The following is a 22,514-nucleotide window of genomic DNA, read 5'->3' on the forward strand; positions in this document are numbered from 1 at the left end:
CACGCAGGGGGAACACGCCATGGGGCAACGGGGATTACGCCGCGGCATCGCCGCGCTCTGCGCGGGCGCCGCGCTGCTCGGCGCGGCGGGGTGCTCCGAGCCGGACGGCTGGCAGGACGGGGAGGTCAGGGAGGAGGCCGCGGCCGGCGCGTGCGACGACGTCTCCGACGAGACCCTGGCACTGCTGCGCATCGAACCGCCGAAGACCGGCGCCTGCACGTGGGCGACGGACCCGAGCCGGCAGACCGGGCAGAGGCTGCTCGTCCGCGTGACGGCCTTCAGCCCCGACCGGGGGAACGACGTGACCGCGACGGAGGCCGCCGGGGCCGGCTTCCCTCCCGAGGCGGCGAAGAGCGTCGGCGGCACCGCGGCCGGGACGGTGAGGGACGTGCCCGGACTCGGTGCCGAGGCCGTCACCTTCAGAGTCGACACGACCTCGTACCGGCTCTTCGTGCGCCAGCGCAATGTCGTGGTGTCCGTCCTGGCCGATACCTCGGGGAAGTTCGACGACGAGTCCGCCGTCACGCCCGCCGCCGCGGAGGACGCCGTCCTGAGGGCGGCCCGCGAGGTCCTGGACGCCGCCGGCGTACCGCTCGACGGCGAACTCCCCGGGGCACCCGAGCCCGGTGCCGACGAGGTGCCGCGGGCGAAGCCGCTGTGCGGTGTGTTGCGCGACCAGGGTGCGCGGCTCGTGCCGGGGGTCGAGCCGTCGCCCGAGTCGCCGGCCGGCGATCGGATCCGCAGGTGTCACTGGAGCCCGGCCGGAGACCCGGCCCGCAGCCGGCTCTTCGTCGGGGCCGAGGCGTTCGCCCCCAGCGCGCTCACCGCCCGCGACGGCACCGCGGAGGCGCGCTACGCGTTCGAGCAGCCCACGTTCGGCGGCGAGCCGCTGGCCGGGCTGGGTGACGAGGCAGCCGTGGACGCGGAAGCCGGAAACCTCTACGTCCGCAAGGACAACCTCCTCGTCCGCGTCTGGTACGAGGCAGCCCGCCCGGAGGGCGCAAAGGTCGCCGCCCTCGAATCGGTCGCCCGCACCGTCCTCGCCCAGTACGGATGACGCCCCGGACCCCGCCCCGCAGGTGCCTGACGGCCCCCGCGGGGCGGGGTCGCGGCGGGCGGTGGACGTCAGTCGCGCAGGGTGTGGGCCTCGTACGACTCCGCCGACCACGGTGGCGCGTCCGCCGCCGGGGTCAGGGTCACCGTGATCTCGCGTTTGCCCGCCGTCGCGCTCGCCGGGATCTGGTACGTGTCGTCCAGCCAGCGGCGCTCGGCGTTGCCCAGCGGCTGGAGCCAGTCCGGCAGTTGCTTCCCGTCGACCCGCACCGCCGCGCGCTGGTACGGCGCCGCCTGGTCGCTCGTGCGGCGCAGTTCCACGCCCGCGTTGCCGCGGTCGACGCGCAGGGTGAAGCTGACCGGCGCCTTCGTGGCGCGGGTGCCGGCGGTGAGGCGCCGCGGCTGCTGCGCGTCGCCTTCGAAGACGGAGTCCAGCTCGGTGACGTCGCCCGGGGCGTCCGAGGTGTAGCCGTGGGCCTTCTCGCTGCGCGGGTCGCCCACGTCCAGGGTGTCGGTCTTCGTGCCGGTCGCCCCCTTCTCTCCGTACCAGTACGCGGTCGTCGAGTAGTCCGCCTGCTTGTCGTTGACGAAGCCGTGCTCGATGTCGAAGTCGATGGCCTGCGTGAACGGCACCGCGTCGTGGATCATCAGCCGGTACGTGCCCGTGCAGTCCCGGTCCGCCGCGCAGCCGGTGGGCGGGCCGAGGTGGGTGGGGTTGCCGTTGAAGGGCTGGGTGTAGGTGCCGCGGTTGAAGTACCAGCCGCTCTGGTAGAAGTCCTCGGTGCCGGTGCCGTGGATCTGCGGGGTGCGGGCGCCGTCGACGTGCACCCGCTCGTCGCCCTCCAGGTAGTTGCGGTTCAGCTCGCCGGTCATGGTGTGGGTGACGCCCGTGAACTTGCCGGTCCCTGCGGTCGCCAGGAAGTCCCAGCTCTCCCCCGGCACCGTCGGCCCCGCGTGCGACGTGGCGCGGAAGCGGCCCGCGTCGCCGGAGGCGACGGCCTGCGCGTGGGCGCGGGAGGGGGCGGCGGTGACCTCGGCGGTGCCGGACGTGATCGCCGTGTCCGAGCCGTTGTAGAGCTCCACCTTCGCGTTCCGCGCGAACGGCATGGGCCACCAGGACGTGAGGACGGGCCCGCCCGCGGCCTCGGCGTCGATGCCGTACATCAGGGCCCGCACCGGCGCGGTCGCGTGTCCTGAGCCGAAGAACTCGCCGAGCGGGGCGTCGACCGTGCGCTCGCCGTCGAAGGTGGCGCGCAGCCGCAGGCCCTGGAGCACGTCCTGGGCCGCGGCGAGTTCGGCGCGCTCGCCGTCGCCGAGGGGGTAGTCGTACGTGCGCACGCCCTGCCAGTTCGGCGCGGTGATGGCGTACCCGTGGGCGGTCTCGCTCGCCGCGTCGCCGACGTCCATGGTGTCGGTGCGGCGCGTCTCGCCGCCGGCGCGGCTGTCGGCCCAGTACGTGAACTCGTTGACGTCGAGGTCGGAGGAGACGAAGACGTTGCGTACGGTGATCTCCGACTTCCCCGCGGTCAGTTCGGCGGGCAGCTCCACGCTGTCCTCGCCCCACAGGCCGCCGCCGGCCTGCGGCGTCGGGCCCCAGGTGCCGGCCTCGCGGCCGTCGACGTACACGGTGGCGACCTGGTTCGCGATGATCGGGTCGTAGCGGCGGGTGAGCCGCACGCCCTCGTTGGCGGGGTCGATCGCGAGGGTGAACTCGCTGCCGCCGCCCGCGCCGTACGCCCTGCCGTCGTCGGTCTCGCTGCGCGGCTGGACGTAGGGGGCCTGCGGGAGCTGGACGCGCAGCCCGGTGAGGAGCCCGGGCCGGTCGGCGCGGGCGAGGGTCTGGGACGCGCCGGGCGCGAGGGCGAGTCCGGTGCGCTGGGTGCGGGCGCCGGGGACGGCCGGCTTGGGGTCGGCGGTGCCGGCGGCGCGCAGGGTGGCGACGACGTCGTCGGCGGGGTCGTCCGGGTCGAAGGTGGTGACGCCTTCGGCGTCGGCGAAGGTGCGGTACGAGACGTGGTGGAAGAGCGGGTTGTGCTCGGTGGTGATCCGCATCGACTCGCGGTACGGCATCGGCACCTCGACCACCACGCCGCCGGACGTCTGGTCGGCGTTGGCGACCAGCGGGCTGACGAAGGGGGCGCCGAGCTTGCCGTCGACCAGGTCCTGGAGCGGTGCGTCGACGACCTTCTCACCGTCGAGTTCGATGGTGATCCGGCCGGTCCTGCTGACGTTGCCCTCGTCGCGGGTGAACCAGATGGCGCCGATCTCGCCGGCCCCCGCCTGCTCGGCGATGACGCAGCCGGCGGCGGTCGTCCGCAGACAGGAGTACTTGCCGTCGAAGCCGTCGTGCGCGTTGCCGCCGGTGCGGTCGAAGCTGGAGAACTGCTTGGTCTGCGCTCCCGCCGGCAGGTCGGAGAGCCGGTCGAGCTGCCGGTACGTGTCCCATCCGACGGGCCCCTTGGCGGCACCCCCGTCGGGACCGCCGCGCGGCTCGGGCGCCTCGGGCGCGGCCGCCGCCAGGCCCCCGGTCGCCAGCGCCGTCACCACGGCGAGGAGGGCGGCGATGCCGCCGCGGATCCGGCCATGTCTGTGCACGGTGCCTCCCAGACTTCTCGAAATCGATTTCACGAGAAGCTAGGCGCGGTCTCGGGGCCGGTCAAGGGGTGCGTACAGAACGGGAGTTGGACGACCGGGCTGTCAAGCCCCCCGGCACGCAATCGATTTCAGAAATCGGGGGCCGCGGCCCCGCGGGCCTTACGGCGACAGCCCGTCCAGCCGCGCCAGATGCGCCGGCGCCAGCCGCACGTCCGCCGCCGCGACGTTCTCCTCCAGATGCCCGGCCTTCGCCGTCCCCGGGATCGGCAGCACCACCGGCGAGTGCGCCAGCAGCCAGGCCAGCGCGACCTGCACCGGCGTCGCGCCGAGTTCGCGGGCCACCGCCCCGATCACCCGGTACGGAGCCTCGGGGCCGTCCGCGTCCGGAGCGTCCGCGGCGTCCGCCGGCGGCACCGCGCCCAGCACCGGGCGCCACGGCAGGAAGGCGATCCCCGCCGCCGCGCAGGCGTCGAGCACCGCCTCGTGCTCCCGGTCGCCGACGCTGTAGCGGTTCTGCACGCTCGCGACGTCCACCAGCTCCCGCGCCCGCGCCAGCTCCCCGGCCGTCACCTCCGACAGGCCCAGCCGCCCGACCTTCCCCGCCTCCTGCAACTCGCGCAGCGCGCCCAACTGCTCGGCGAGGTCCACCTCCGGGTCGATGCGGTGCAGTTGCAGCAGCTCGATCCGCTCCACCCGCAGCCGCCGCAGGGCGTGGTCCACCTGCTCGCGCAGCACCTCGGGCCGGCCGTCCAGGCCCCACTCGCCCGTCTCGGCGGAGCGGGCGACGCCGACCTTCGTGGTGATCAACAGCCCCTCGGGGTACGGGTACAGCGCCTCGGCGAGCAGTTCCTCGTTGGCCCCGCCGCCGTACAGGTGCGCCGTGTCGATCAGCGTGACGCCCAGCTCCACCGCCCGCCGCGCCACCGCCACCGACGCCGCCCGCGCGTCCGCGGGCCCGGCCGGCAACTGCATCGCGCCGAACCCGAGCCGGCCGACCTCCAGGTCCCCGCCGATACGGAACGTCTTCGCCGTCGTCTCCGCGGTCATCCCTGCCTCACCCCTCGAACGGTGCCTGCGGCAGCCCGCGGCCCGCGTCCGGCAGTACCAGGACGGAACCCGCAAGCGGGTGGGGGTCCGCCAGGGACGAGGAGGTGACGTAGAGGTCGGTCAGATCGGGACCGCCGAACGCGCAGGAGGTGGGGCGGCGTACGGGCACCTCCACGGTGCGGTCCAGGGTGCCGTCCGGGGCGTACCGGCGCACGGCGGCGCCGTCCCACAGCGCCACCCACACGTATCCCTCGGCGTCCACGCACAGCCCGTCGGGCGAGCCCGGGGTGTCCTCCACGGCGGCGAACAGGCGCCGGCCCGTGACCCCTGCGCCGTCGGTGTCGAAGACGTCGATGCGGCCCGTGGGGGTGTCGGCGTAGTACATGAGCCGGCCGTCCGGGCTCCAGCCGGTGCCGTTGCTGACGGTGACGTCGTCCAGGACGACCGTCTGCGCGCCGTCGCCGGTGACGCGGGCCAGGGTGCCGCCGCCGGTGGCGGAGTCGTAGCGCATGGTGCCGGCCCACAGGGCGCCGTCCGGGGCGACCATCGCCTCGTTGCCGCGGCGGCCGGCGACCGGCTCGTGGACGAGCCAGCGGAACGCGCCGTCCGCGTCGTAGAGCCCGACGCCGTCGCGCAGGTTGACGACGTAACCGGCGCCGCCGGCACGCGGCTTGGCCGACCCGACGTGCTGCTCGGTGGTCTGCACGGTGCGCCTGCCGGTGGCCGGGTCGTAGGCGTGGATGCGGGCGCCCAGGATGTCGACCCAGATCAGCCGGCCGGCCGCGGGGTCCCACGTGGGTCCCTCGCCCAGCTCGGCGCGCGTGCGTACGGCCACGTCCAGCATCGTCATCCGGCTCCTTCCCGGGTACGCCCCGGCTCTCGTCTCCGGGTGCGTCCCCGGCTCACTTCCCGCGTACGCCCCTGGCCCGCGTCCCGGGTACGCCCAGGGCCGCCGTCCCGGCCGCGCCCACGGCTCACCCGGCCCCGCCGCCCCGGTGGCCCAGGCGCTCCGACAGCCGGCCCGCGCCCTTCGCGGCCAGCTCCGCCAGTTCGTCCCTGCGCTCCCCGCTCCAGCGGATCATCGGCACGGAGATGCTGAGCGCCGCGACCACCCGGCCCGCGGAGTCGCGCACCGGCGCCGCCACGCAGCTCACGTCCGGGTTGGACTCGCGCTCCTCGACGGCGATGCCGCGCTCGCGCACCCCGGCGAGGTGGCGGCGCAGGTCGCGTACGGAGGTGAGGCTGCGGTCCGTCATCGCGACCAGCGGCCGGTGCTCCGGCAGCCGTGCGTCGAGGGCCTGTTCGGGCAGCGAGGCGAGGAGCATCTTGCCGACGGCGGTGCAGTGCGCGGGCAGCCGGCGGCCGGTGGCGGAGACCATCCGGACCGCGCGGGTGCTGTCGACCTTCGCGATGTAGATGACGTCGGTGTCCTCGAGGATCGCGATGTGCACGGTCTCGTCGCAGGTCTCGGCGACCTCGCGGGCGACCTCCCGGCCCTCGGCGGCGAGGTCGAGCTGCTCGCCGAAGGTGCTGCCGAGCTGGTACGTGCGCACCCCCAGCCGGTAGCGCCCGGGCTGGCCGGGGACGGAGCCGAGGTACGAGCGGGCGGCCAGGGTGGTGACCAGTTCGTGCACCGTGGTCCTGGGCAGGCCCAGCTTGCGGGTGATCTCGGGGGCGGAGAGCGTCGTGTCCCGGTCGAGGAAGAGCTCTAGGATGTCGAGGGCGCGCGTCACGGCCGGTACGAGTCGCCCCATGCGCGCTCACCCACCCCTCGAAGGTCCGAAATCTCGACCAGTTATCGAAATGACGAACGCAGCGTAACCCCCGCCCCCACGGCGGGCAATGGGGACCGGAGTCAGAGATCGACGTGCATGCAGTGCAGGCCGACCAGGCCCTCGCTGGGGTGGCGGAAGGCGCGCGGCTGGGTGCCGGTGATGCGGAAGCCGAGGGACTCGTAGAGCTTCACGGCGTGGATGTTCGTCTCCACCACGGCATTGAACTCCATGGAGAGGAAGCCGCGGGCGCGGGCCCAGCGCAGCGAGTCCTCGCACAGCGCGCGGCCGACGCCGCGCGCATGCCGGTCCGGGTCGACCATGTAGCTCGCGCTGGCGACGTGGTCGCCGTTGCCCTGCCGGTTGGCGTTCATCTTCGCCGAGCCCACGATCAGGCCCTCGTCGTCGATGGCGACGGTCGTACGGTCCGGGGGCGGCGGCAGCCACACCTCGCGGCCCTGCTCGGCGCTCATGTCCAGCGGGTAGGGGTAGGTCTCGCCGGCGGCGACGATCCGGTGGAAGAACGGCCAGACGGCGGGCCAGTCGTCGGCGGTGGCGTCCCTGATCAGCATGGGGTCAGCATGCCGGGGCGGCGGTCGGCGGCGCCACCGCTTTGTTCGGCGGGCCGCTCCGCGGGGCGTAGAATGGCCCATCACTCGAATATCCGTACAAAAAGTGCGAAAGTAACAGCATGAGCGAGCGGGGAGGCACGGCGGCGCCGGCCCCGGAGGCAGGCGACTGGCCCGCGCCCGCGGTGGTCAGTATGGAGCTGAACCGCATGGGCAGCTTCGACTGGGACCTCGACGGCGGGCAGATGCACCTGGACGACGGGGCGCTGCGGGTCTTCGACCTGCGGGCGGACGAGTACGACGGCGACCCGCAGTCGCTGGGCTCGCGCATCACCAAGGAGGAGGGCGCGCGGCTCGACGCGCTGATCTCCCGGGCCATCGCCCAGGGCCGCCCCGCCTACAGCGCCTACCTGCGCGTTCAGCTACGCGACGGCACGTCCCGGCTGACGCACACCCAGGCCGCGATCCTGCGCGACGACGGCGGCCGCGCGCACCGCGTGGTGGGCATGGTCCGCGACGCGACGCTGGAGCTGAACTACTCCGCGCAGCAGTTCGCGCTGGACCAGGAGCGCCGCCGGCAGACGGGCGTCGTGCAGCAGACCACCGCGGCGCTGGCGAACGCCACCACCGTGCACGACGTGATCGGCGTGCTCGGCGGCGAGGAGGGGCTGGCCAGGCTCGGCGCGGTGAACATGGTGCTGGGGTTGGTCGACGCCGGGCGGATCCAGATCATCACCATGGGTGAAGGTACGGAGGTGCAGCTCGCGGACTTCACCCGGGTCGACGAGCCCGGGCTGCCGCTGAGCGAGGTGGTGCGCACGGGCCGGCCGCGGCTGGTGCTCTCCCGGGCCGAGTTCGCCGCCGCGTACCCGCGGCTCTACCCGTACGCGGAGTCCCTGGGCATCGACTGCGCCGCGTATCTGCCGCTGATCGCCGAGGGGCGCGTCATCGGCGCGCTCGGGCTCTCCTACCGCGACAAGGGCGCCTTCTCGCCGGAGGAGCGCAACCTGCTGGTCTCGCTGAGCAGCGGCATCGGGCAGAGCCTCCAGCGCGCCAAGCTGCACGACCGCGAGCACGGGCTGGCCGAGGACCTCCAGCAGGCCATGCTGCCGCGCAGCATCCCCGAGGTGCCGGGCGCGGAGGTCGCCGTGCGCTACCGGGCGGCGCACGAGGGACAGGGCATCGGCGGCGACTGGTACGACGTGATCGCGCTGCCCGGCGGCCGGGTCGGCGTCGTCATCGGCGACGTCCAGGGCCACGACACCCAGGCCGCCGCGGTGATGGGCCAACTGCGCATCGTGCTGCGGGCGTACGCGGGCGAGGGGCACGCGCCGGCCACCGTGATGGCCCGGGCCTCGGAGTTCCTGCGGGAGCTGGAGACCGAGCGCTTCGCCACCTGCACGTACGCCGAGATCGACCTGTCGACCGGCGCCCTGCAACTGGTCCGGGCCGGCCACATCGACCCGCTGGTGCGGCACGCGGACGGCGGCTGCCGCGTGCTGCCGGTCCCCGGCGGGCTGCCGCTCGGGCTCTCCGCGACGTTCGGGCCGCTGGACTACCCGGTGACGACCATGGTCCTCGACCCGGGCGACGCGCTGCTCATGTACACCGACGGCCTGGTGGAGGTCCCCGGCACCGACCTGGACGAGGGCATGGCGCAGCTCGCCGAGCTGGTACGCACCGGGCCGCGCGACATCGACGAACTGTCGGACCGGCTCTGCGACGTGGTGGACGAGCGGCAGGTCGAGGACGACATGGCGCTGGTGATGCTGCGCCGCACCGCGGGCGACACCGCGCAGCCCGGCAGCCGGCTGCGCCAGTACATCCCGCCCTCCGACCCCGACGCGCTCTCCGCCGCCCGGCACATGATCCGCAGCGCGGTGCGCTCCTGGGGCGCGGGCGAGCGGGCGGACGAGATCGAGCTGGTCTCCGACGAGCTGATCACCAACGCGCTGCTGCACACCGACGGTCCCGCGATCGTGACCATCCGCCCGCTGAGTACGCCGGAGCGCAGGTTGCGCGTCGAGGTCGAGGACCGCTCCAGTGCGCTGCCCCACCGCCGCGAACCGGGCGAAGCGGGCGTCTCGGGCCGCGGGCTGCTGCTGGTGGACCGGCTGGCGGACGTGTGGGGCGTGGAGCCGCGCGGAAACGACAAGTGCGTCTGGGCCGAGTTCGGCTGACGCCCGCCACGGCGCGGGCGCGGGGCGCGGCGCGTACCGCGTACCGCCGCCGCACACCGGTGCGTCGCGCCAGCGGACGGTGACTACTTGTCACCTGGTCGACAATTTTTGGACATCGATACGACACCGTGTCCTCGGCGTGTCGTCACCTGCGCGCCACCCGAGGTCCGGGCGTGGCAAAGCCCCCGCCGCGGCCTCCGCGGCGGGGACGAATACCAGGTCAGCGACCGTCGAAGCTGATGAGCGGGACGTTGGGCTGCTCCGGCGTGGCGTTCAGCGCGGCCACCAGGCCGAGGGCGGCGCCCACGGCGAGAGCGGCGGCGGCGACGCTGGTCACCACGGCGGCTACCAGTCGGTTCTGCATGGACGCTGAGTGTGGGAGCAGCATTGACACCCTGTCAAGCACAGCCTTACGTTACCGACCCGTAGAACTTGCACCGCGGTGACAAAACCAGCGTCGTAAACCAGCCCCTGCCGGGAGTGCAGCATGAGCCGCCGTACCGCGTCACCCCTGTCCCTCATCCTGCTGGGGTTGGGCGTCTTCCTGCTCGTGCTCGCCCCCATGCTCGCGTTCTACGTCGAGCCGCGGGCCAAGCTGAATCCCGTCGACATCGACTCGACGACGCGCTACGAGGGCACCGGCACCTTCTACGACACCGAGAACCAGAAGGAACGGGACAACCAGGAGCTGACGATCGTCCGGCGGGTGCTGGGCGACGTGGCGGCGGGCGACGACGACACCGCCGTCTGGGACGCCGCCACCACCATCGACACCCCGCTGACCCGGGAGATCGACGACCCGCGCCGCGCGTTCCAGTACACCACCGAGCGCTGGGTCATGAACCGCGAGACGAACGCGCCGGAGCACTGCTGCGACGAGTTCACCGGCGTGGACGGCAACCGGTTCGGCGGCGACGCGTACCTGAAGTTCCCCTTCGACGTCGAGAAGCGCACGTACCGCTGGTGGGACAGCACCGCCCAGGACACCGTGGCGCTGAAGTACGACGGCGAGCGGGAGATCCAGGGCTACACCGGGCTCGCCTTCACCGGCGAGATCGAGCCCGTCAAGACCGGCACCCGGCAGGTGCCGGGCGTGATGGTCGGACTGCCCGACAAGGAGCAGGTGTTCGCCGACGAGTGGTACGCCAACGAGAAGATCGAGCTGGTCGCGGACGAGCGCACCGGCCGCATCATCTACGCCTCCATCGCGCCGAAGAAGACGCTGCGCCAGCCCGGCGGCGGCACCGACGAGGTCACGCTGCTGCAGAGCGACGGCATCGCGTTCACCGAGGAGACCCAGAAGGAGCAGGTCGACCTCGCGGACGAGGACAGCAGCAGGCTGAAGCTGGTCGGCGAGACCCTGCCGGTCCTCGCGCTGGTGGCCGGTTTCGTACTCGCGGGCGCCGGTGCCGTGCTGCTGGCCCGCGGCGGCCGGCGGGACGAGCCGGACCACGACCGGGAGCCGGACGGCGTCCCGCCCCAGCCGGTCGCGGCCTGATGCCCCTCACCCCCCACCCCCGTGGCGGGGACGCCGGTCCCCCCGGCCGGCGTCCCCGTCGCCCCCGTCCACCCGACCGCCATGCCGCACCCCACGAACGGCCCTGAACCACCCGCCCGCACCCTGAGACGAGTTGGAGCACCGATGCCCCAGCACGTACCCCCGTCCCTGGACGCGGACGCGCTCCGGCGTACGCACCCGCACCCGGCCGGGACCGCCGGCGTGCCCGCGAGCCGCGGCACGGAAGGCCACGACGGCCGGCACCGCGGCACCCGCGGCCCCGAGGACCGCGGCGTCCGTGCCGCCGGCACCCGCGCGGCCGACGGCCGCGGCGGCGAGGGCCACGGCAGCGATCACGCCGCCCGGCGGATCACCTTCCTCGCCCGGCGCGACCTCGGCAACCCGGCCGCGGGCGGCTCGGAACTGCTCGTGGACCGGCTGGCAGGCGGGCTGACCGACCACGGCCACCAGGTGACCCTCGTCTGCGGCGGCCCGGCCGCGTACCGCGACTACCGCGTCGTCTCCGCGGGCGGCGACGCCGGCCACTTCCTGCGCGCGCGCCGCGCCCTGTCCCGCCACGTCGGCGGCACCGACCTGCTGGTCGAGGTCTGCAACGGCATGCCCTACCTGGCGCCGCTGTGGCACAGCGGACCGTCGCTCTGCCTCGTCAACCACGTGCACACCGAGCTGTGGGCGATGCGCTACCCCGGCCCCCTCGCCCGCCTCGGCCGCCGGCTGGAGCACTGGGCGCTCGCCGGCGCGCACCGCGGCAACCTCCTGGTCGCCGTCTCCTCCTCCACCGCCACCGCGCTGCGCAACATAGGCGTCGACCCCAAGCGGATACGGGTCGTCCACAACGGCGTCGAGGACCCGGGCCCGCTGCCGCAGAAGTCGCCCGAGCCGCTGTTCCTGGCAATGGGCCGGCTGGTGGAGTACAAGCGCATCGACCTGCTGCTGCGGCTGTGGGAGCGGGTACGCCCGGTCACCGGCGGCCGGCTGGTCATCGTCGGCACCGGGCCCGAGCGCGGCCGGCTCGAAGCGATGGCGGGTCCCGGCGTGGAGTTCGCCGGTCATGTCTCCGAGGGCGAGAAGCACCGCCTCCTCGCCTCCTCCTGGCTGCTGCTGCACCCCTCCCTCGTCGAGGGCTGGGGCCTGGTGGTGACCGAGGCCGCGGTACGCGGCACGCCCGCGATCGGCTTCGACATCCCCGGCCTGCGCGACTCCATCCGCGACGGCGACACCGGCATGCTGGCCCGCGGCGAGAGCGCGTTCGCCGCCCACTGGTGCGCGCTGGCGCTCAGCGAGGAGCGGCGCACCGCCCTCGGCGCCGCGGCCAGGCGGCGCGCCACCCGGCTGAGCTGGGAGGCGACGGTACGCGACTTCCGCGCCGTCGCCGACGAGGCGCTCGCCCGCGCCGGGCAGCACGACAAGCGGGGAGGGTGACGGCAGTGCGCGACCCCTCCATCCGGCGCTCGGCCACCCTCTTCCGCGCCTTCATGAAGGAGCAGGAGGACCCCGCCCGCGCGTACGGCCTGCTGGCGCGGGACGCGGCCGACCAGGTCGAGCGGATCACGCCGCTCAAGGGCCGGCTGGTCGTCGACGTCGGCGGCGGCGGGGGCTGGTTCACGGAGGAGTTCCGCAGCCGCGGGGCCGAGGCGTACCTCTTCGACTGCGACGCCGGCGAGATGGCGGCCGGCTCCGACGTGACCACCGGTGCGGTGGTCGCCGACGGCTATCTGCTGCCGCTCGCGGACGGCGTCGCCGACGTCGCGTTCTCCTCCAACGTGCTGGAGCATGTCGCCGACCCCGAGACCTTCCTCAGCGAGCTGATCCGGGTCACCAAGCCCGGCGGCCTGCTGTACGTGGCGTTCACCAACTGGCTCTCCCCCTGGGGCGGCCACGAGCAGGCGCCCTGGCACTACCTGGGCGCGGACCGGGCGCGCCGCCGCTACACGCGGCGCACCGGGCGCGACCCGAAGCACACCCTGGGCGAGAACCTCTTCCCCATCCACATAGGCCCCACGCTCAAGGCGGTACGGGCCCGGGACGACGTCGAGGTCGTCGCGGCCCGGTCCCGTTACTGGCCCTTCCTCGCCGAGGCCGTCGTCCGTGTCCCCGGCGTACGCGAGTTCGCCACCTGGAACCTTCTTCTCATACTCCGGCGGTGCCCATGACCTCCACGCTCCCCGCGCAGCCGGCCACGCCCGGCCGGCCCTACTCACCACCGCCCCCCTCGGGGCCGGCAGGGGCGCGGCCGCCCGAGAGCCGGCGCAGTTGGCGCTGGCCGCTCGGCTTCTGGGCGTTCGCCTTCGTCGCCTGGCTCATCCCCTCGGCGGGGAAGACGACGTTCGAGACGAAGCTCGGCGTGGTGGTCGACCCGTGGAAGTTCGCCGGCGACCTGGGCGAGCTGTGGCACGACCAGAACGGCTTCGGCGGCATCCACGACCAGTACTTCGGCTACGCCTTCCCGATGCTGCCGTACTACCTGCTCACCGACGCGGCGCAGATGCCGACGTGGCTGGCCGAGCGGCTGTGGCTGTCGCTCGTGGTCACCGCCGCGTTCTGGGGCGCGCTGAAGCTGGCCGACAGGCTGGGCTTCGGCACCCCGGGGACCCGGGTGCTGGGCGCCGTCGCGTACGCGCTGTGGCCCGTGTTCACCATCATCGTGGGCTCCACCTCCGCCGGCGCGCTGCCCGGCGCGATCCTGCCGTGGGTGCTGCTGCCGCTGCTCGACGAGCGGCTGACGCCGCGGGTCGCGGCCGCCCGTTCTGCGCTGATCATCCCGTTCATGGGCGGCGTCAACGCGGCCTCCACGCTGGCCGCGCTGCTGCCCGCGCTGCTGTACGTGTGCACCCGCACCGGCTCCCGCCGCACCAAGCTGCTGGCGTGGTGGCTGCCCGGGGTGCTGCTGGCGTGCCTGTGGTGGATCGTGCCGCTGCTGCTCCTCGGCGTCTACGGCGAGAACTTCCTGCCGTTCATCGAGACCGCGCACAACACCACGACCACGATGTCGGCGACCGAGGTGCTGCGCGGCACCGGCAACTGGGTCGCGTACCTGAACTTCGGCGAGGCGTGGCTGCCCGGCGGCTGGACCGTGGCCACCGGCTGGCTGCCGATCCTTTCCTCCGTGCTCGCCGCAGGACTGGGCCTGGCGGGCCTGGCCCGGCGTGACCTGCCCGAGCGGCGCTGGCTGGTGCTGACCGTGATGGTCGTCGCGCTGGTCACCCTGGCCGGCTACGGCGGCGCGCTGGGCGCCCCGTTCTCCGGCAGCGTGCAGGACGCGCTGGACAGTTGGCTGAGCCCGTTCCGCAACATCTACAAGTTCCAGCCGGGCCTGGCCCTCGCGCTCGCCCTGGGTCTCGCGCACTTCGTCGCCGTCGCCGCCGAGCGCCGCGGCACCCGCGCCAACCCGCGGCGCAGCGCGTGGGTGCCCGCGATCGCGGCCCTCGTCGTGCTGCCGGGCCTGCTGCTGCCGTACGCCAACGGCGACGTGCTCCAGCCGGGCGCGTTCGACAAGCTGCCCCGGCACTGGGAGCAGACGGCGGACTGGCTGGAGGAGTACTCCCCCGACAGCCGGGCCCTCGTGGTGCCGGCGACCGCGCACGGCACGTACGAGTGGGGCAAGCCGATCGACCAGCCGCTGGACGTCCTCGCCGAGTCCCGCTGGGCGCAGCGCGACTACGTGCCGTTCGGCACGGCGGGTTCGCGCCGGGCGATGGACGCCGTCGACCAGGCGCTGATGACCGGCGGCGAAGTGCCGGGCCTCCAGGCGTTCCTGGCCCGCGCGGGCCTGCACTACGTCGTCGTACGCAACGACCTCGACCCCGACCAGGTCGGCTACGTCCCGCCGACCACCGTGAAGCAGACGCTCACCTCCTCCGGCTACGAGAAGGTCGCCGAGTTCGGCCCCGAGCTGACCGGCGGCCGCATCCCCGAGGGCACGCCGCTGCAGATCGAGGGGCTGTTCTCGCGCCAGCGGGCGGTGGAGATCTTCCAGCCGGCCGACGGCGAGGACCTGCGCCCGGGTCCTGCCGGCGCGCTCAACGCCGCCGACACCGCCGTCCTCAGCGGCGGCCCGGAGTCGCTGCTGCAGCTCTCCGCCGACCCCGACTGGCAGGGCCGGCCCGCGGTGCTCGCGGGCGACGACCACCCGGGCGTCGAGGAGCCGGCGGTCAAGGTGCAGGCCGACGGGCTGCGCCGGGCGGACACCCGGTTCGGCGTGGTCAACAACAACACCTCGTACACCTACACCGAGGACGAGAAGAACCCGGAGGAGAGCCTCCAGGACCCCGGTGACGAGCCGCGGATGATCGTGCCGGAGAAGGGCACCGAGCACCAGACGACCGCCGTCCTCGACGGCGCCGCCTCGGTGACCGCGTCGACCAGCGGCAACTGGATGTTCCACCTGCCGCAGTTCGACCCCGTCAACGCCTTCGACGGCGTGCCGCAGACCGGCTGGGCCGAGGGCAACCCGGACACGTCCAAGGGCGAGTGGCTGCAGATCGACTTCACCGAGCCCACGAACCTGGAGGGCACGCTCGACCTGACCCCGCTGCCCGGCGGCGGCATCCGGCCCGAGCCCGTCGAGGTCGAGGTGGAGACCCCGCGGGGCAGCGAGGTCAGCACGCTGCAGGCCGGCGGCAGGACGCAGACCGTCAAGTCCCCCGAGGGGCAGGCGGACTGGCTGCGGATCACCATCCGCAAGACCGAGGGCGTCCGCACCGGCTTCGCCGGCGCCGGCTTCGCCGAGGTCGAGATCCCCGGCGTCTCGCCGGTCAGCAGGCAGCTCCGGCTGCCCGCGGACGCCAAGCAGGTCACCGCGGACGCGGAGCAGATCTCGCTGCACCGCGGCAGCGACCTCGGCGGCCTCAACCCGGCCGCGGCTGAGACGGGTCTGCAGCGGCGCTTCGAGTCCGGGGAGGGCGAGTACACCGTCACCGGCAAGGCGCTGCCCGTGCAGGGGCCGGAACTCGACGCGCTGCTCGACGACCTGAGCGCGCTGCCGGAGGAGCGGATCAACGTCACCGCGGGCTCCACGCTGCCGCTGAGCCCGCAGTTGAGCCCGCGCAACCTGGTCGACGAGGACCTGACCACGGCCTGGATCGCCGGGACGGACCAGTCGCTGACGCTGACCTGGCCGGAGGCCACCGAGATCAGCGAGTTCGTGCTCGCGCCCGCCGGCGGCCTGTCGGCGCGGCCGACCGAGGTCGAGGTGAGCACCCCGACCGGGGCGCAGACCGTGGGCGTGGACGACAACGGCTGGGTGCGGATCCCGCCGGTGACGACCGACAGGCTCGACATCAAGGTCACCGAGACCGAGGCGCTTTCCGTGCACAACCCGTTCGCGGACCGCGACGTGCAACTGCCCGTGGGCCTCACCGAGGTCTACGTGCCGGCGCTCGGCGAGGACGCGGAGGAGGACCTGCGCACCAAGCCGGTCAAGAAGGACAAGCCGTTCGAGCTGGAGTGCGGCAGCGGCCCCGTGGTGTCCGTGGACGGGCAGTTGCTCAACACCCGCGCCGAGGGCACGCTGGGCGACCTGGTCGACCGCCGGCCCGTCGACATCGAGCTGTGCCCGGGCGACGGCGAGACCGCGGGTCCCGTGCAGTTGGCCGCCGGCCGGCACGCGGTCGCCGCGGGCGACGGCGAGGCGCTGGCGGTCACCGACCTGACGCTGACGCGCGGCGAGCCCGCCGCGGCGGCCGCGGGGCGCGACGTGGAAGCCACCGACTGGGCGGGCGACGAGCGCGCCGTCACGGTCGGCGAGGGCCAGGACGCGTACCTCACGACGTACGAGAACTACAACGACGGCTGGAAGGCCACGCTCGACGGCGAGGAGCTGGAGTCGGTGCGGCTCGACGGCTGGCAGCAGGGCTTCCTGGTGCCCGCCGACAAGAGCGGCGAGGTGAAGCTGGAGTACAAGCCGGCCGCCTGGTACGACGCCGGGATCTTCGCCGGTGTCGCCGCGATCCTGGCGCTGCTCGGGCTGGCCTTCGTCCGCGCCGGGCGGCGCGAGGTGGTCGTCGCCGAGCCGGCGCCGCCGGCGCCGGGCTGGGTGCTGGGCACGCTGGTGCTCACCGTCGTGGTCGCCGTGGTGGCCGGTCCTTACGCGCTGATCGTGCCGGCGCTGGCGCTGCTGGCGCGGACCCGGTCCTGGCTGCTCGCGCCGCTGGCGCTGGTGGCCATGGCCGGCGCGGGTGTTGCGGCGCTGACCGGCGCGGGCGAGGCTGTCCGCATGGACGAGGGGGCCTTCAGCGGCGTCGCGCAGGCGCTCGCCGTGCTGGCGCTGGCCGCGGCGCTGGTCACCGCGGAGCGGCCGGAGCCGGCCGGGCCGGAGACCGGGTACGGCCCGGACGTCGCCCCGGAGGCGGAGACGGCCGCGTTCCCCGCGTACGGCGCGGGTGCGCCCGCGGCGGGTGCGGCCGGTGCCGCGGGCGGTCCGCCGCCCGGGCCCGGCGGGCCGCCCGGACGTACGGCCGTCGCGGCGGACCCCGGCGCCGCCCCCGCGGCGCAGGCGGAACCGGACCGGCCGACGCAGCGGTTCTGGCGGCGCAGGTCCCAGGGCGCGGCCGCCGCCGAGCAGACGCCGGCGCTCGGCACCGAGCGGGCGGCGGACGACTCGGCGACCCCGCCGCTGGGCACCGCACAGGACGAGCCGCGCGACGCCTTCGTGCCCAAGCCGCCGATCCCGCTCAGCGGTACGGCGGACCCGGCTGAGTCCTCGGGGTCGCCGGAGTCGTCGGATCCGGCCGGCCAGGCGGACGACGTGCAGGACACCCCGCCCGCGGACGCACCCCCCGCGGACACCCCGCCGGACGACGGCACTCCCGCCGGCCGGCGGGAGGAGAACGGCAAGTGAACACCGGTGGGCGCCCCGCACCCGGGGCGCCCACCGCGAAGGAGAGGCGTAGATGACGGTGACGCAGCCCGCCCGGCCCGCTCCGGCGGCGCCGGACCGGGTCCCGTTCCCCACGGTGGACGAGGTCTCGCTGCACTGCACGGATCCGGTGGAGCCGGAGACCGTGCACATCGAGCTCCACTTCCCCGGGCGGTTCGAGCCCGAGCGGCTGCGCACCGCGCTCGCCGAGGCCTCGCGCCGACACCCCAGGTTCCAGCAGCGCAAGGCCGCCAGCCGCTGGTGGCACCGGCGTTACCAGTGGCAGGTGACCGCGGAGGCCGACGTCGACCCGGTGACGTTCCTGCCCGCGGGGCCCGGCGTGCTGGAGGCGGCGCGCGAGCGGACCATGACCGACTGCCCGCCGCTGGACGCCGCGCCGCCGGTGCGGATCGAGGCCGTCGAGACCGGGGACGGCGGCACGGTCCTGATGACCACCGTCAACCACACGGCCATGGACGGCCCTTCGTGCCTGCGGGTGCTGGCGACGGTGGCGGAGGTGTACGCGGGCGGCGAACCGCAGCGGACGGCTGCCGCCGGCGGCGGCAAGTCCCCGGCCCGTACGGGACCGAAGGCGGCCGCCGCGCCGCCCCCGGCCGCCGACGCCGGCCGCCCGGGCCCCGCCCGGCCCGCCCGCATCGCGGGCGACACGTCGTCTTCCGGCTCTCCCGGCACCGGCAACGGCCTGCTCCTGCTCGACCTGCCCGCCCCCCGCCGCACCTCCTACGGCGCCACCGTCAACGACCAGCTCCTCGTCGCCACTTGCCTCACCGCCGCCCGCTGGAACCGCGCGCACGGCACCCGCACCGGCCCGGTGCGCATCACCATGCCCGTCGACAACCGCGCGCGGGAGTCGGCGGAGATGCTGATCGGCAACGGCACCCGGCTCACCGAGGTCGGCTTCGGGCCGGAGGAGCGGGCCGACGCGGAGGCGCTGACCGGCGGCGAGGCGCCGGACCGGGCGGCGGTCGAACGGCTGCTGCGCGCCACCATGGCCCGTACGCACGCGCTCAAGTCCGAGCCGAGCCACCCGCTGGGCCTGTACGGCGTGCTGCTCACCGCGCCGGTGCTGCCGGTCGGCGTCCGCGGCGTGCTGGCCCGTACGCTGCGCAGCGCCGCCGCACCGCTGATGTCCACCACCCTGCTGTCCAACCTCGGCCGCATCGTCTACCCGCTGGACTTCGGCGCCGCCGGCCGCCCGACCGCGGTGTGGGTCTCCGCCCCCTCCCGGATGCCGCGCGGCCTCGCGATCACCGCCGCGTCCACCGCGGGCCGGCTGCATCTGGCCGTCCGCTACTCCCGCGCCCTCCTCGACCACGCCGCGGCCGTCCGGATCGGCGAGCTGATGCAGCAGGGTCTCGCGGCCTGCGCGGAGGACCCGGGGGACCCGGCGTGAGCCGGGCAGAAGCCCCCGCCTCGCTGCGGGAGTTCTACGAAAACCCGGCCGTGCCCGTCGCCTCCGGCGACGCCCGCAGCCGGCGGCAGGCGCGGATGCTGGCGGACGCCCTGGGCCCGTTCCGTACCGGCGCGGCGCCCGCGGTCGTCGTGGACGTCGGGTGCGGCGACGGCTCCGCCGCCGCCGTGGCCGCCGGGGTGCTCGACGCGCGCCGCCCCGGCGGGCAGCGCATCGTCGCCGTCGACTGGTCGCACGACGCGCTGCGCCGCGCCAGGACCCGTACCCGCGACGCCGCCCCCGGCACACGGGTCCACGTCGTCCGCGGCGGGCTGCCGGACGGCGCGGCGCAGCCCGCGGGGCTGCCGCTGGCCGCGGGCAGCGCGGACGCCGTGCTGTTCAGCGAGGTCGTGGAGCACCTGGTCGACCCGGACGCGGCTCTCGACGAACTGCGCCGCGTGCTGCGGCCCGGCGGCCATCTGCTGCTGTCCACCCCCAACCTCGCCGCCTGGTACAACCGCGCGCTGCTGCTGGCCGGCGTGCAGCCGGTGTTCTCGGAAGTCAGCCTGCGCGGCATCCACGGCCGCCCCGGCAACCAGGTCGTCGGCCACCTCCGGCTCTACACGGCCCGTGCACTCCGGGGTTTTCTCGCGGCTTCCGGCTTTACGGTGGAGAAGGTGGCCGGCGCGCCGTACCACGACGTGCCCCGGCCGCTGCGGCCGTTCGACCGCGCGCTGTGCCGGGCGCCGTCGCTGGCCTCGATCCTGCTCGTCCACGCCAGGCGGGAGTAGTCGATGTGGTGGGGGGTTGCCGCGGCGCTGCTGGCGAACGTCTTCATAAGCTGCGGCTTCGTACTGGAGAAGCGGGCCCTGTCGGCGCTGCCCGAGCTGAGCGTGAAGCGGCCGGCCCGCATGGTGCGGGTGCTGGTGTCCAGCCCGCTGTGGCTGGCGGGCTGCCTCAGCCTGGGGCTGGGCTTCGCCGCCCAGTTGCTCTGCTACCGCACGCTGCCGCTGGCCGCCGCGCAGGGCATCCTCGTCTCCGGTCTGGTGCTGCTGGTCCTGCTGTCGTCGCGGTTCCTCGGCGAGCGGCTGAGCGCGCGCGAACTGGCCGGGGTGGCCGCGATCCTGCTCTCGCTGGGGATGATCGTGCTCTCCCTGGACCAGGACGCCGACACGGTCAGCACCTCGGCGCCCGCCGGGCGGTTCCTGCTGGTCGCGCTGCCGTCGCTGGCCGCGGGGCTGTGGCTGTACCTGGCGGCGGAGTTGCGCGCCAAGCGGCGGCACCGGATCCCCACGACGGGCATCGCGTACGGGGTCGGGGTGGGCTTCCTGTACGGGGTCAGCTCGCTGACGATCAAGGGCGTCTCGGGTCTGGTGTCCGGCTCCGACGTGCTCGGCACCGCGGGCGACCTGCTGGCGTCGCCGTACCCGTACACGCTGGCGTTCACCGCGGTGGCGGGGCTGGTGATGTCGCAGGCGGCGCTGCAGCGCTGCCGGGCGTCGCTGATCGTGCCGGTGTGCACGACGGCCAACTGCCTGCACGCCGTCGCCGCGGGCACGTTCGTCTTCGGCGAGCCGCTGCCGCACGACGCGCCGCGGCTGCTGCTGCGGCTGGGCGGGATCGCGCTGGCGGTGTCGGTGCTGCTGGCGCTGCCGCGCCACGACGAGCAGGCCCCGGAGGAGCCGGCCGGCGAAGCGCAGGACCCCGGGCCCGTACGCGACGGGGAGCCGGAGGCCGCGGACGACGGCGAGCCCGGGGCCGTACGCGGCGAGGAGCCGGAGCCCGTACGCGGCGAAGCGCCCGGCCCCGCACCCGCGACCGGCGCCGGGCCCGGGCCGCCCGAGCGGCGGCTTCCCGCCGCGCTGCCGCCCGCCCCCGTACCGACCCCCCACCGTGGAGGACCCGTCCCGTGAACCCCGAAGACCCGCTGCTGAAGATCCTCGTCTGCCCGCTCGACAAGGGCCCGCTGACCCTGCTGGACACCGGCGACGCGCTCTACAACCCGCGGCTGCGGCGGCGCTATCCGGTGCGCGACGGCATACCGCAGTTGCTCCCGTCCTCCGGCGAGACGGTGTCGGACGAGGAGCACGACCGGATCACCGGCGGCCTCCAGCCCCGGGCCTGAGCCCTACTCCGCCGGCGCCTCGCGCAGCCGTACGCCCTTGCCCCGCAGCCACGGCTCCGGGTCGATCCCCGACCCGAACTGCGGCGTCACCCGGACCTCGAAGTGCAGGTGCGGGCCGGTGGAGTTGCCGGTGGTGCCGGCGCGGCCGAGGGGCTGGCCGGGGAAGACCCGCTCGCCCGGCTTGGCGCGGACCTCGGAGAGGTGGGCGTAGAAGGTGAAGTAGCCGTCGTCGTGCCGGACGGTGACGGAGTTGCCGAAGGCGTCGTCGCAGCCGATCTCGTACACGACGCCGTAGCCGACGCTGGCCACCGGCTTGCCCTCGGCCACGGCGAAGTCGAGGCCGGTGTGCCGGGAGGACCACATCCCGCCGGCCTGGTCGAAGCGCGAGGAGAGGGTGTAACGGCCCACCGGCGCCGTCCACTTGCGGCCGGCCAGCGCCTTGCCGTCCGCACTGAGCGTCACGGCCCGGGGGCGCGCGGTGCGCGGGCAGTCGGAGCTGCGCGAACGGGCGGCCCGCGCGCCCTGCAGGTCGTCCAGCCGGCCCTGCGCCCGCTCCAGCTTGCGCTCGATGAACCGCTTCACCCGTGCCTGCGTGTGCAGTTCCGCACGGAGGTCGGCGAGCGCGACGGCCTGGCGCTCCCGCTCGTCCGCGAGCCGCCGCTCGGCTTCCTCGGCGCGGTGGTAGAGGCCGGCCGCGGCCTGCTCGCCCTTGTCGAGCAGGAAGACCCGGTCGAGCAGGTCCTCGGGGGTGCGCGCGGACATCAGCGCGGCGGTGGGGCCGAGGCCGCCGGACTGGTACTGGCGGGCGGCGAGCTGCCCGATCCGGCCGCGCAGCACGACGAGCCTGCGGTGCTTGGCGCGTACGGCCCGCTGGAGCTTGGCGATCTTCACGCGCTGCGCGGCGGACGCCCGGCGGGCGGCCTCGTAGCGCTCGGTGGCCGCGGCGGCGTCCCGGAACAGCCGGTCGACGGTGCCGCGCGCCGCCCGTACCCCGGCCTTGCCGTCGGCGCCCGGGTCCGGACGGGCGGCGGCGTGCGGAACGCCGGCGGGCACGGCCAGGGCGACGCACAGGGCCGCGGTCGCTCCTGTTTGTGTGATAATTCGTCGCATCGGCTGATACTTACCGACGCACGGCGCGGCACGACGCAGGAAGCACGGGGTGTCGGTGTATATCGCCCGTCCGGCGCAGTCGCCCGCGCCCCCGCGCTCCCCCGGCCGTGGTACGCCGCACCCCGCCGGCCGGCGGCGCCGGCGGGCGGGGTGCGGGTCAGGACGGTGCGGTGCCTGGTCCCTATTTCACGGAGCCGGCTGTGAGTCCGGAGACGACGTGTCGTTCGATGAAGGCGAAGAGGACGACGACGGGGATGATGGCGACGACGGAGGCGGC

17 protein-coding genes and 1 pseudogene are annotated in these 22,514 nt (G+C 74.6%); 10 read left to right on the top strand and 8 right to left on the bottom strand.

The genetic code is table 11. The annotated features are described in order from the left end of the window. The first annotated feature begins 19 nt into the window (after positions 1 to 19). Positions 20 to 1,057, top strand: coding sequence for a hypothetical protein (locus ACFYVJ_RS21945; RefSeq protein ID WP_388893868.1), 1,038 nt, complete (start codon positions 20 to 22; stop codon positions 1,055 to 1,057). 68 nt (positions 1,058 to 1,125) lie between these two features. Here the strand turns inward: ACFYVJ_RS21945 and ACFYVJ_RS21950 are convergent, their stop codons facing one another. The 5 genes from ACFYVJ_RS21950 to ACFYVJ_RS21970 form a co-directional block, all read right to left on the bottom strand. Further along, positions 1,126 to 3,648: a glycoside hydrolase family 172 protein gene (locus ACFYVJ_RS21950; RefSeq protein WP_388893870.1), complete on the bottom strand. Its 2,523-nt coding sequence runs from the start codon at positions 3,646 to 3,648 to the stop codon at positions 1,126 to 1,128. Positions 3,649 to 3,807: 159 nt separating this feature from the next. Next, positions 3,808 to 4,695: an aldo/keto reductase gene (locus ACFYVJ_RS21955; RefSeq protein ID WP_388893872.1), complete on the bottom strand. Its 888-nt coding sequence runs from the start codon at positions 4,693 to 4,695 to the stop codon at positions 3,808 to 3,810. Between the two features lie 7 nt (positions 4,696 to 4,702). Continuing rightward, the gene (locus ACFYVJ_RS21960; protein WP_388893904.1) at positions 4,703 to 5,539 is read right to left on the bottom strand and encodes an SMP-30/gluconolactonase/LRE family protein; all 837 of its coding nucleotides are present in this window, start codon (positions 5,537 to 5,539) and stop codon (positions 4,703 to 4,705) included. Positions 5,540 to 5,669: 130 nt separating this feature from the next. Beyond that, positions 5,670 to 6,449: an IclR family transcriptional regulator gene (locus ACFYVJ_RS21965; RefSeq protein WP_388893874.1), complete on the bottom strand. Its 780-nt coding sequence runs from the start codon at positions 6,447 to 6,449 to the stop codon at positions 5,670 to 5,672. Positions 6,450 to 6,550: 101 nt separating this feature from the next. After that, positions 6,551 to 7,039, bottom strand: coding sequence for a GNAT family N-acetyltransferase (locus ACFYVJ_RS21970; RefSeq protein WP_388893876.1), 489 nt, complete (start codon positions 7,037 to 7,039; stop codon positions 6,551 to 6,553). Between the two features lie 119 nt (positions 7,040 to 7,158). On the opposite strand from ACFYVJ_RS21970, the gene ACFYVJ_RS21975 reads away from it, so the two are divergent. Next, positions 7,159 to 9,216 carry a SpoIIE family protein phosphatase gene (locus tag ACFYVJ_RS21975; RefSeq protein ID WP_388893878.1) on the top strand — a complete coding sequence of 686 codons (2,058 nt, stop codon included), beginning with the start codon at positions 7,159 to 7,161 and terminating at the stop codon, positions 9,214 to 9,216. 220 nt (positions 9,217 to 9,436) lie between these two features. Here ACFYVJ_RS21975 and ACFYVJ_RS21980 read toward each other — a convergent pair whose 3' ends face one another. Beyond that, entirely contained in the window at positions 9,437 to 9,580 is a 144-nt protein-coding gene (locus tag ACFYVJ_RS21980; protein ID WP_018840808.1) for a hypothetical protein, read from the bottom strand. A gap of 123 nt (positions 9,581 to 9,703) precedes the next feature. On the opposite strand from ACFYVJ_RS21980, the gene ACFYVJ_RS21985 reads away from it, so the two are divergent. The 8 genes from ACFYVJ_RS21985 (at position 9,704) to ACFYVJ_RS22020 (ending at position 21,127) form a co-directional block, all read left to right on the top strand. Next, the gene (locus tag ACFYVJ_RS21985; RefSeq protein ID WP_388893880.1) at positions 9,704 to 10,714 is read left to right on the top strand and encodes a DUF3068 domain-containing protein; all 1,011 of its coding nucleotides are present in this window, start codon (positions 9,704 to 9,706) and stop codon (positions 10,712 to 10,714) included. 144 nt (positions 10,715 to 10,858) lie between these two features. Then, positions 10,859 to 12,157 (top strand): glycosyltransferase family 4 protein, encoded by a 1,299-nt coding sequence (locus ACFYVJ_RS21990; protein ID WP_388893882.1) that lies wholly within the window; start codon positions 10,859 to 10,861, stop codon positions 12,155 to 12,157. A 5-nt stretch (positions 12,158 to 12,162) separates the two neighbouring features. Then, positions 12,163 to 12,888, top strand: coding sequence for a class I SAM-dependent methyltransferase (locus ACFYVJ_RS21995; RefSeq protein WP_388893884.1), 726 nt, complete (start codon positions 12,163 to 12,165; stop codon positions 12,886 to 12,888). Continuing rightward, the gene (locus tag ACFYVJ_RS22000; RefSeq protein ID WP_388893886.1) at positions 12,885 to 17,573 is read left to right on the top strand and encodes an alpha-(1->3)-arabinofuranosyltransferase family protein; all 4,689 of its coding nucleotides are present in this window, start codon (positions 12,885 to 12,887) and stop codon (positions 17,571 to 17,573) included. Before ACFYVJ_RS21995 ends, ACFYVJ_RS22000 begins: the two co-directional genes overlap by 4 nt. Positions 17,574 to 17,625: 52 nt before the next feature. Continuing rightward, a complete protein-coding gene (locus ACFYVJ_RS22005; RefSeq protein WP_388893888.1) occupies positions 17,626 to 19,005 on the top strand; it encodes a condensation protein in 1,380 nt (459 codons plus the stop codon). Then, on the top strand, positions 19,002 to 19,793 hold the full coding sequence (locus tag ACFYVJ_RS22010; RefSeq protein WP_388893890.1) for a class I SAM-dependent methyltransferase: 792 nt from the start codon (positions 19,002 to 19,004) through the stop codon (positions 19,791 to 19,793). The genes ACFYVJ_RS22005 and ACFYVJ_RS22010 overlap by 4 nt, the downstream gene beginning before the upstream one ends. Positions 19,794 to 19,796: 3 nt before the next feature. Further along, complete coding sequence (locus ACFYVJ_RS22015) at positions 19,797 to 20,915, top strand: DMT family transporter (RefSeq protein ID WP_388893892.1); 1,119 nt, start codon at positions 19,797 to 19,799, stop codon at positions 20,913 to 20,915. Next, positions 20,912 to 21,127 (top strand): Trm112 family protein, encoded by a 216-nt coding sequence (locus ACFYVJ_RS22020; RefSeq protein ID WP_388893893.1) that lies wholly within the window; start codon positions 20,912 to 20,914, stop codon positions 21,125 to 21,127. Before ACFYVJ_RS22015 ends, ACFYVJ_RS22020 begins: the two co-directional genes overlap by 4 nt. 3 nt (positions 21,128 to 21,130) lie before the next feature. On the opposite strand, the gene ACFYVJ_RS22025 is transcribed toward ACFYVJ_RS22020, so the two are convergent. Beyond that, positions 21,131 to 22,237, bottom strand: coding sequence for a murein hydrolase activator EnvC family protein (locus ACFYVJ_RS22025; RefSeq protein WP_388893894.1), 1,107 nt, complete (start codon positions 22,235 to 22,237; stop codon positions 21,131 to 21,133). 181 nt (positions 22,238 to 22,418) lie between these two features. Continuing rightward, a pseudogene (locus tag ACFYVJ_RS22030) lies at positions 22,419 to 22,514 on the bottom strand (carbohydrate ABC transporter permease); the annotation flags it as partial.

This window comes from Streptomyces sp. NPDC004134 (genome assembly GCF_042874195.1).
GTDB lineage: Bacteria > Actinomycetota > Actinomycetes > Streptomycetales > Streptomycetaceae > Streptomyces.

What these genes read in the sequence shown, in the direction of transcription:
- ACFYVJ_RS21945 (WP_388893868.1), top strand. Translation starts at nt 20, where the DNA reads ATGGGGCAACGGGGATTACGCCGCGGCATCGCCGCGCTCTGCGCGGGC.
- ACFYVJ_RS21955 (WP_388893872.1), bottom strand. Translation starts at nt 4,695, where the DNA reads ATGACCGCGGAGACGACGGCGAAGACGTTCCGTATCGGCGGGGACCTG.
- ACFYVJ_RS21960 (WP_388893904.1), bottom strand. Translation starts at nt 5,539, where the DNA reads ATGCTGGACGTGGCCGTACGCACGCGCGCCGAGCTGGGCGAGGGACCC.
- ACFYVJ_RS21965 (WP_388893874.1), bottom strand. Translation starts at nt 6,449, where the DNA reads ATGGGGCGACTCGTACCGGCCGTGACGCGCGCCCTCGACATCCTAGAG.
- ACFYVJ_RS21970 (WP_388893876.1), bottom strand. Translation starts at nt 7,039, where the DNA reads ATGCTGATCAGGGACGCCACCGCCGACGACTGGCCCGCCGTCTGGCCG.
- ACFYVJ_RS21975 (WP_388893878.1), top strand. Translation starts at nt 7,159, where the DNA reads ATGAGCGAGCGGGGAGGCACGGCGGCGCCGGCCCCGGAGGCAGGCGAC.
- ACFYVJ_RS21980 (WP_018840808.1), bottom strand. Translation starts at nt 9,580, where the DNA reads ATGCAGAACCGACTGGTAGCCGCCGTGGTGACCAGCGTCGCCGCCGCC.
- ACFYVJ_RS21985 (WP_388893880.1), top strand. Translation starts at nt 9,704, where the DNA reads ATGAGCCGCCGTACCGCGTCACCCCTGTCCCTCATCCTGCTGGGGTTG.
- ACFYVJ_RS21990 (WP_388893882.1), top strand. Translation starts at nt 10,859, where the DNA reads ATGCCCCAGCACGTACCCCCGTCCCTGGACGCGGACGCGCTCCGGCGT.
- ACFYVJ_RS22000 (WP_388893886.1), top strand. Translation starts at nt 12,885, where the DNA reads ATGACCTCCACGCTCCCCGCGCAGCCGGCCACGCCCGGCCGGCCCTAC.
- ACFYVJ_RS22005 (WP_388893888.1), top strand. Translation starts at nt 17,626, where the DNA reads ATGACGGTGACGCAGCCCGCCCGGCCCGCTCCGGCGGCGCCGGACCGG.
- ACFYVJ_RS22015 (WP_388893892.1), top strand. Translation starts at nt 19,797, where the DNA reads ATGTGGTGGGGGGTTGCCGCGGCGCTGCTGGCGAACGTCTTCATAAGC.
- ACFYVJ_RS22025 (WP_388893894.1), bottom strand. Translation starts at nt 22,237, where the DNA reads ATGCGACGAATTATCACACAAACAGGAGCGACCGCGGCCCTGTGCGTC.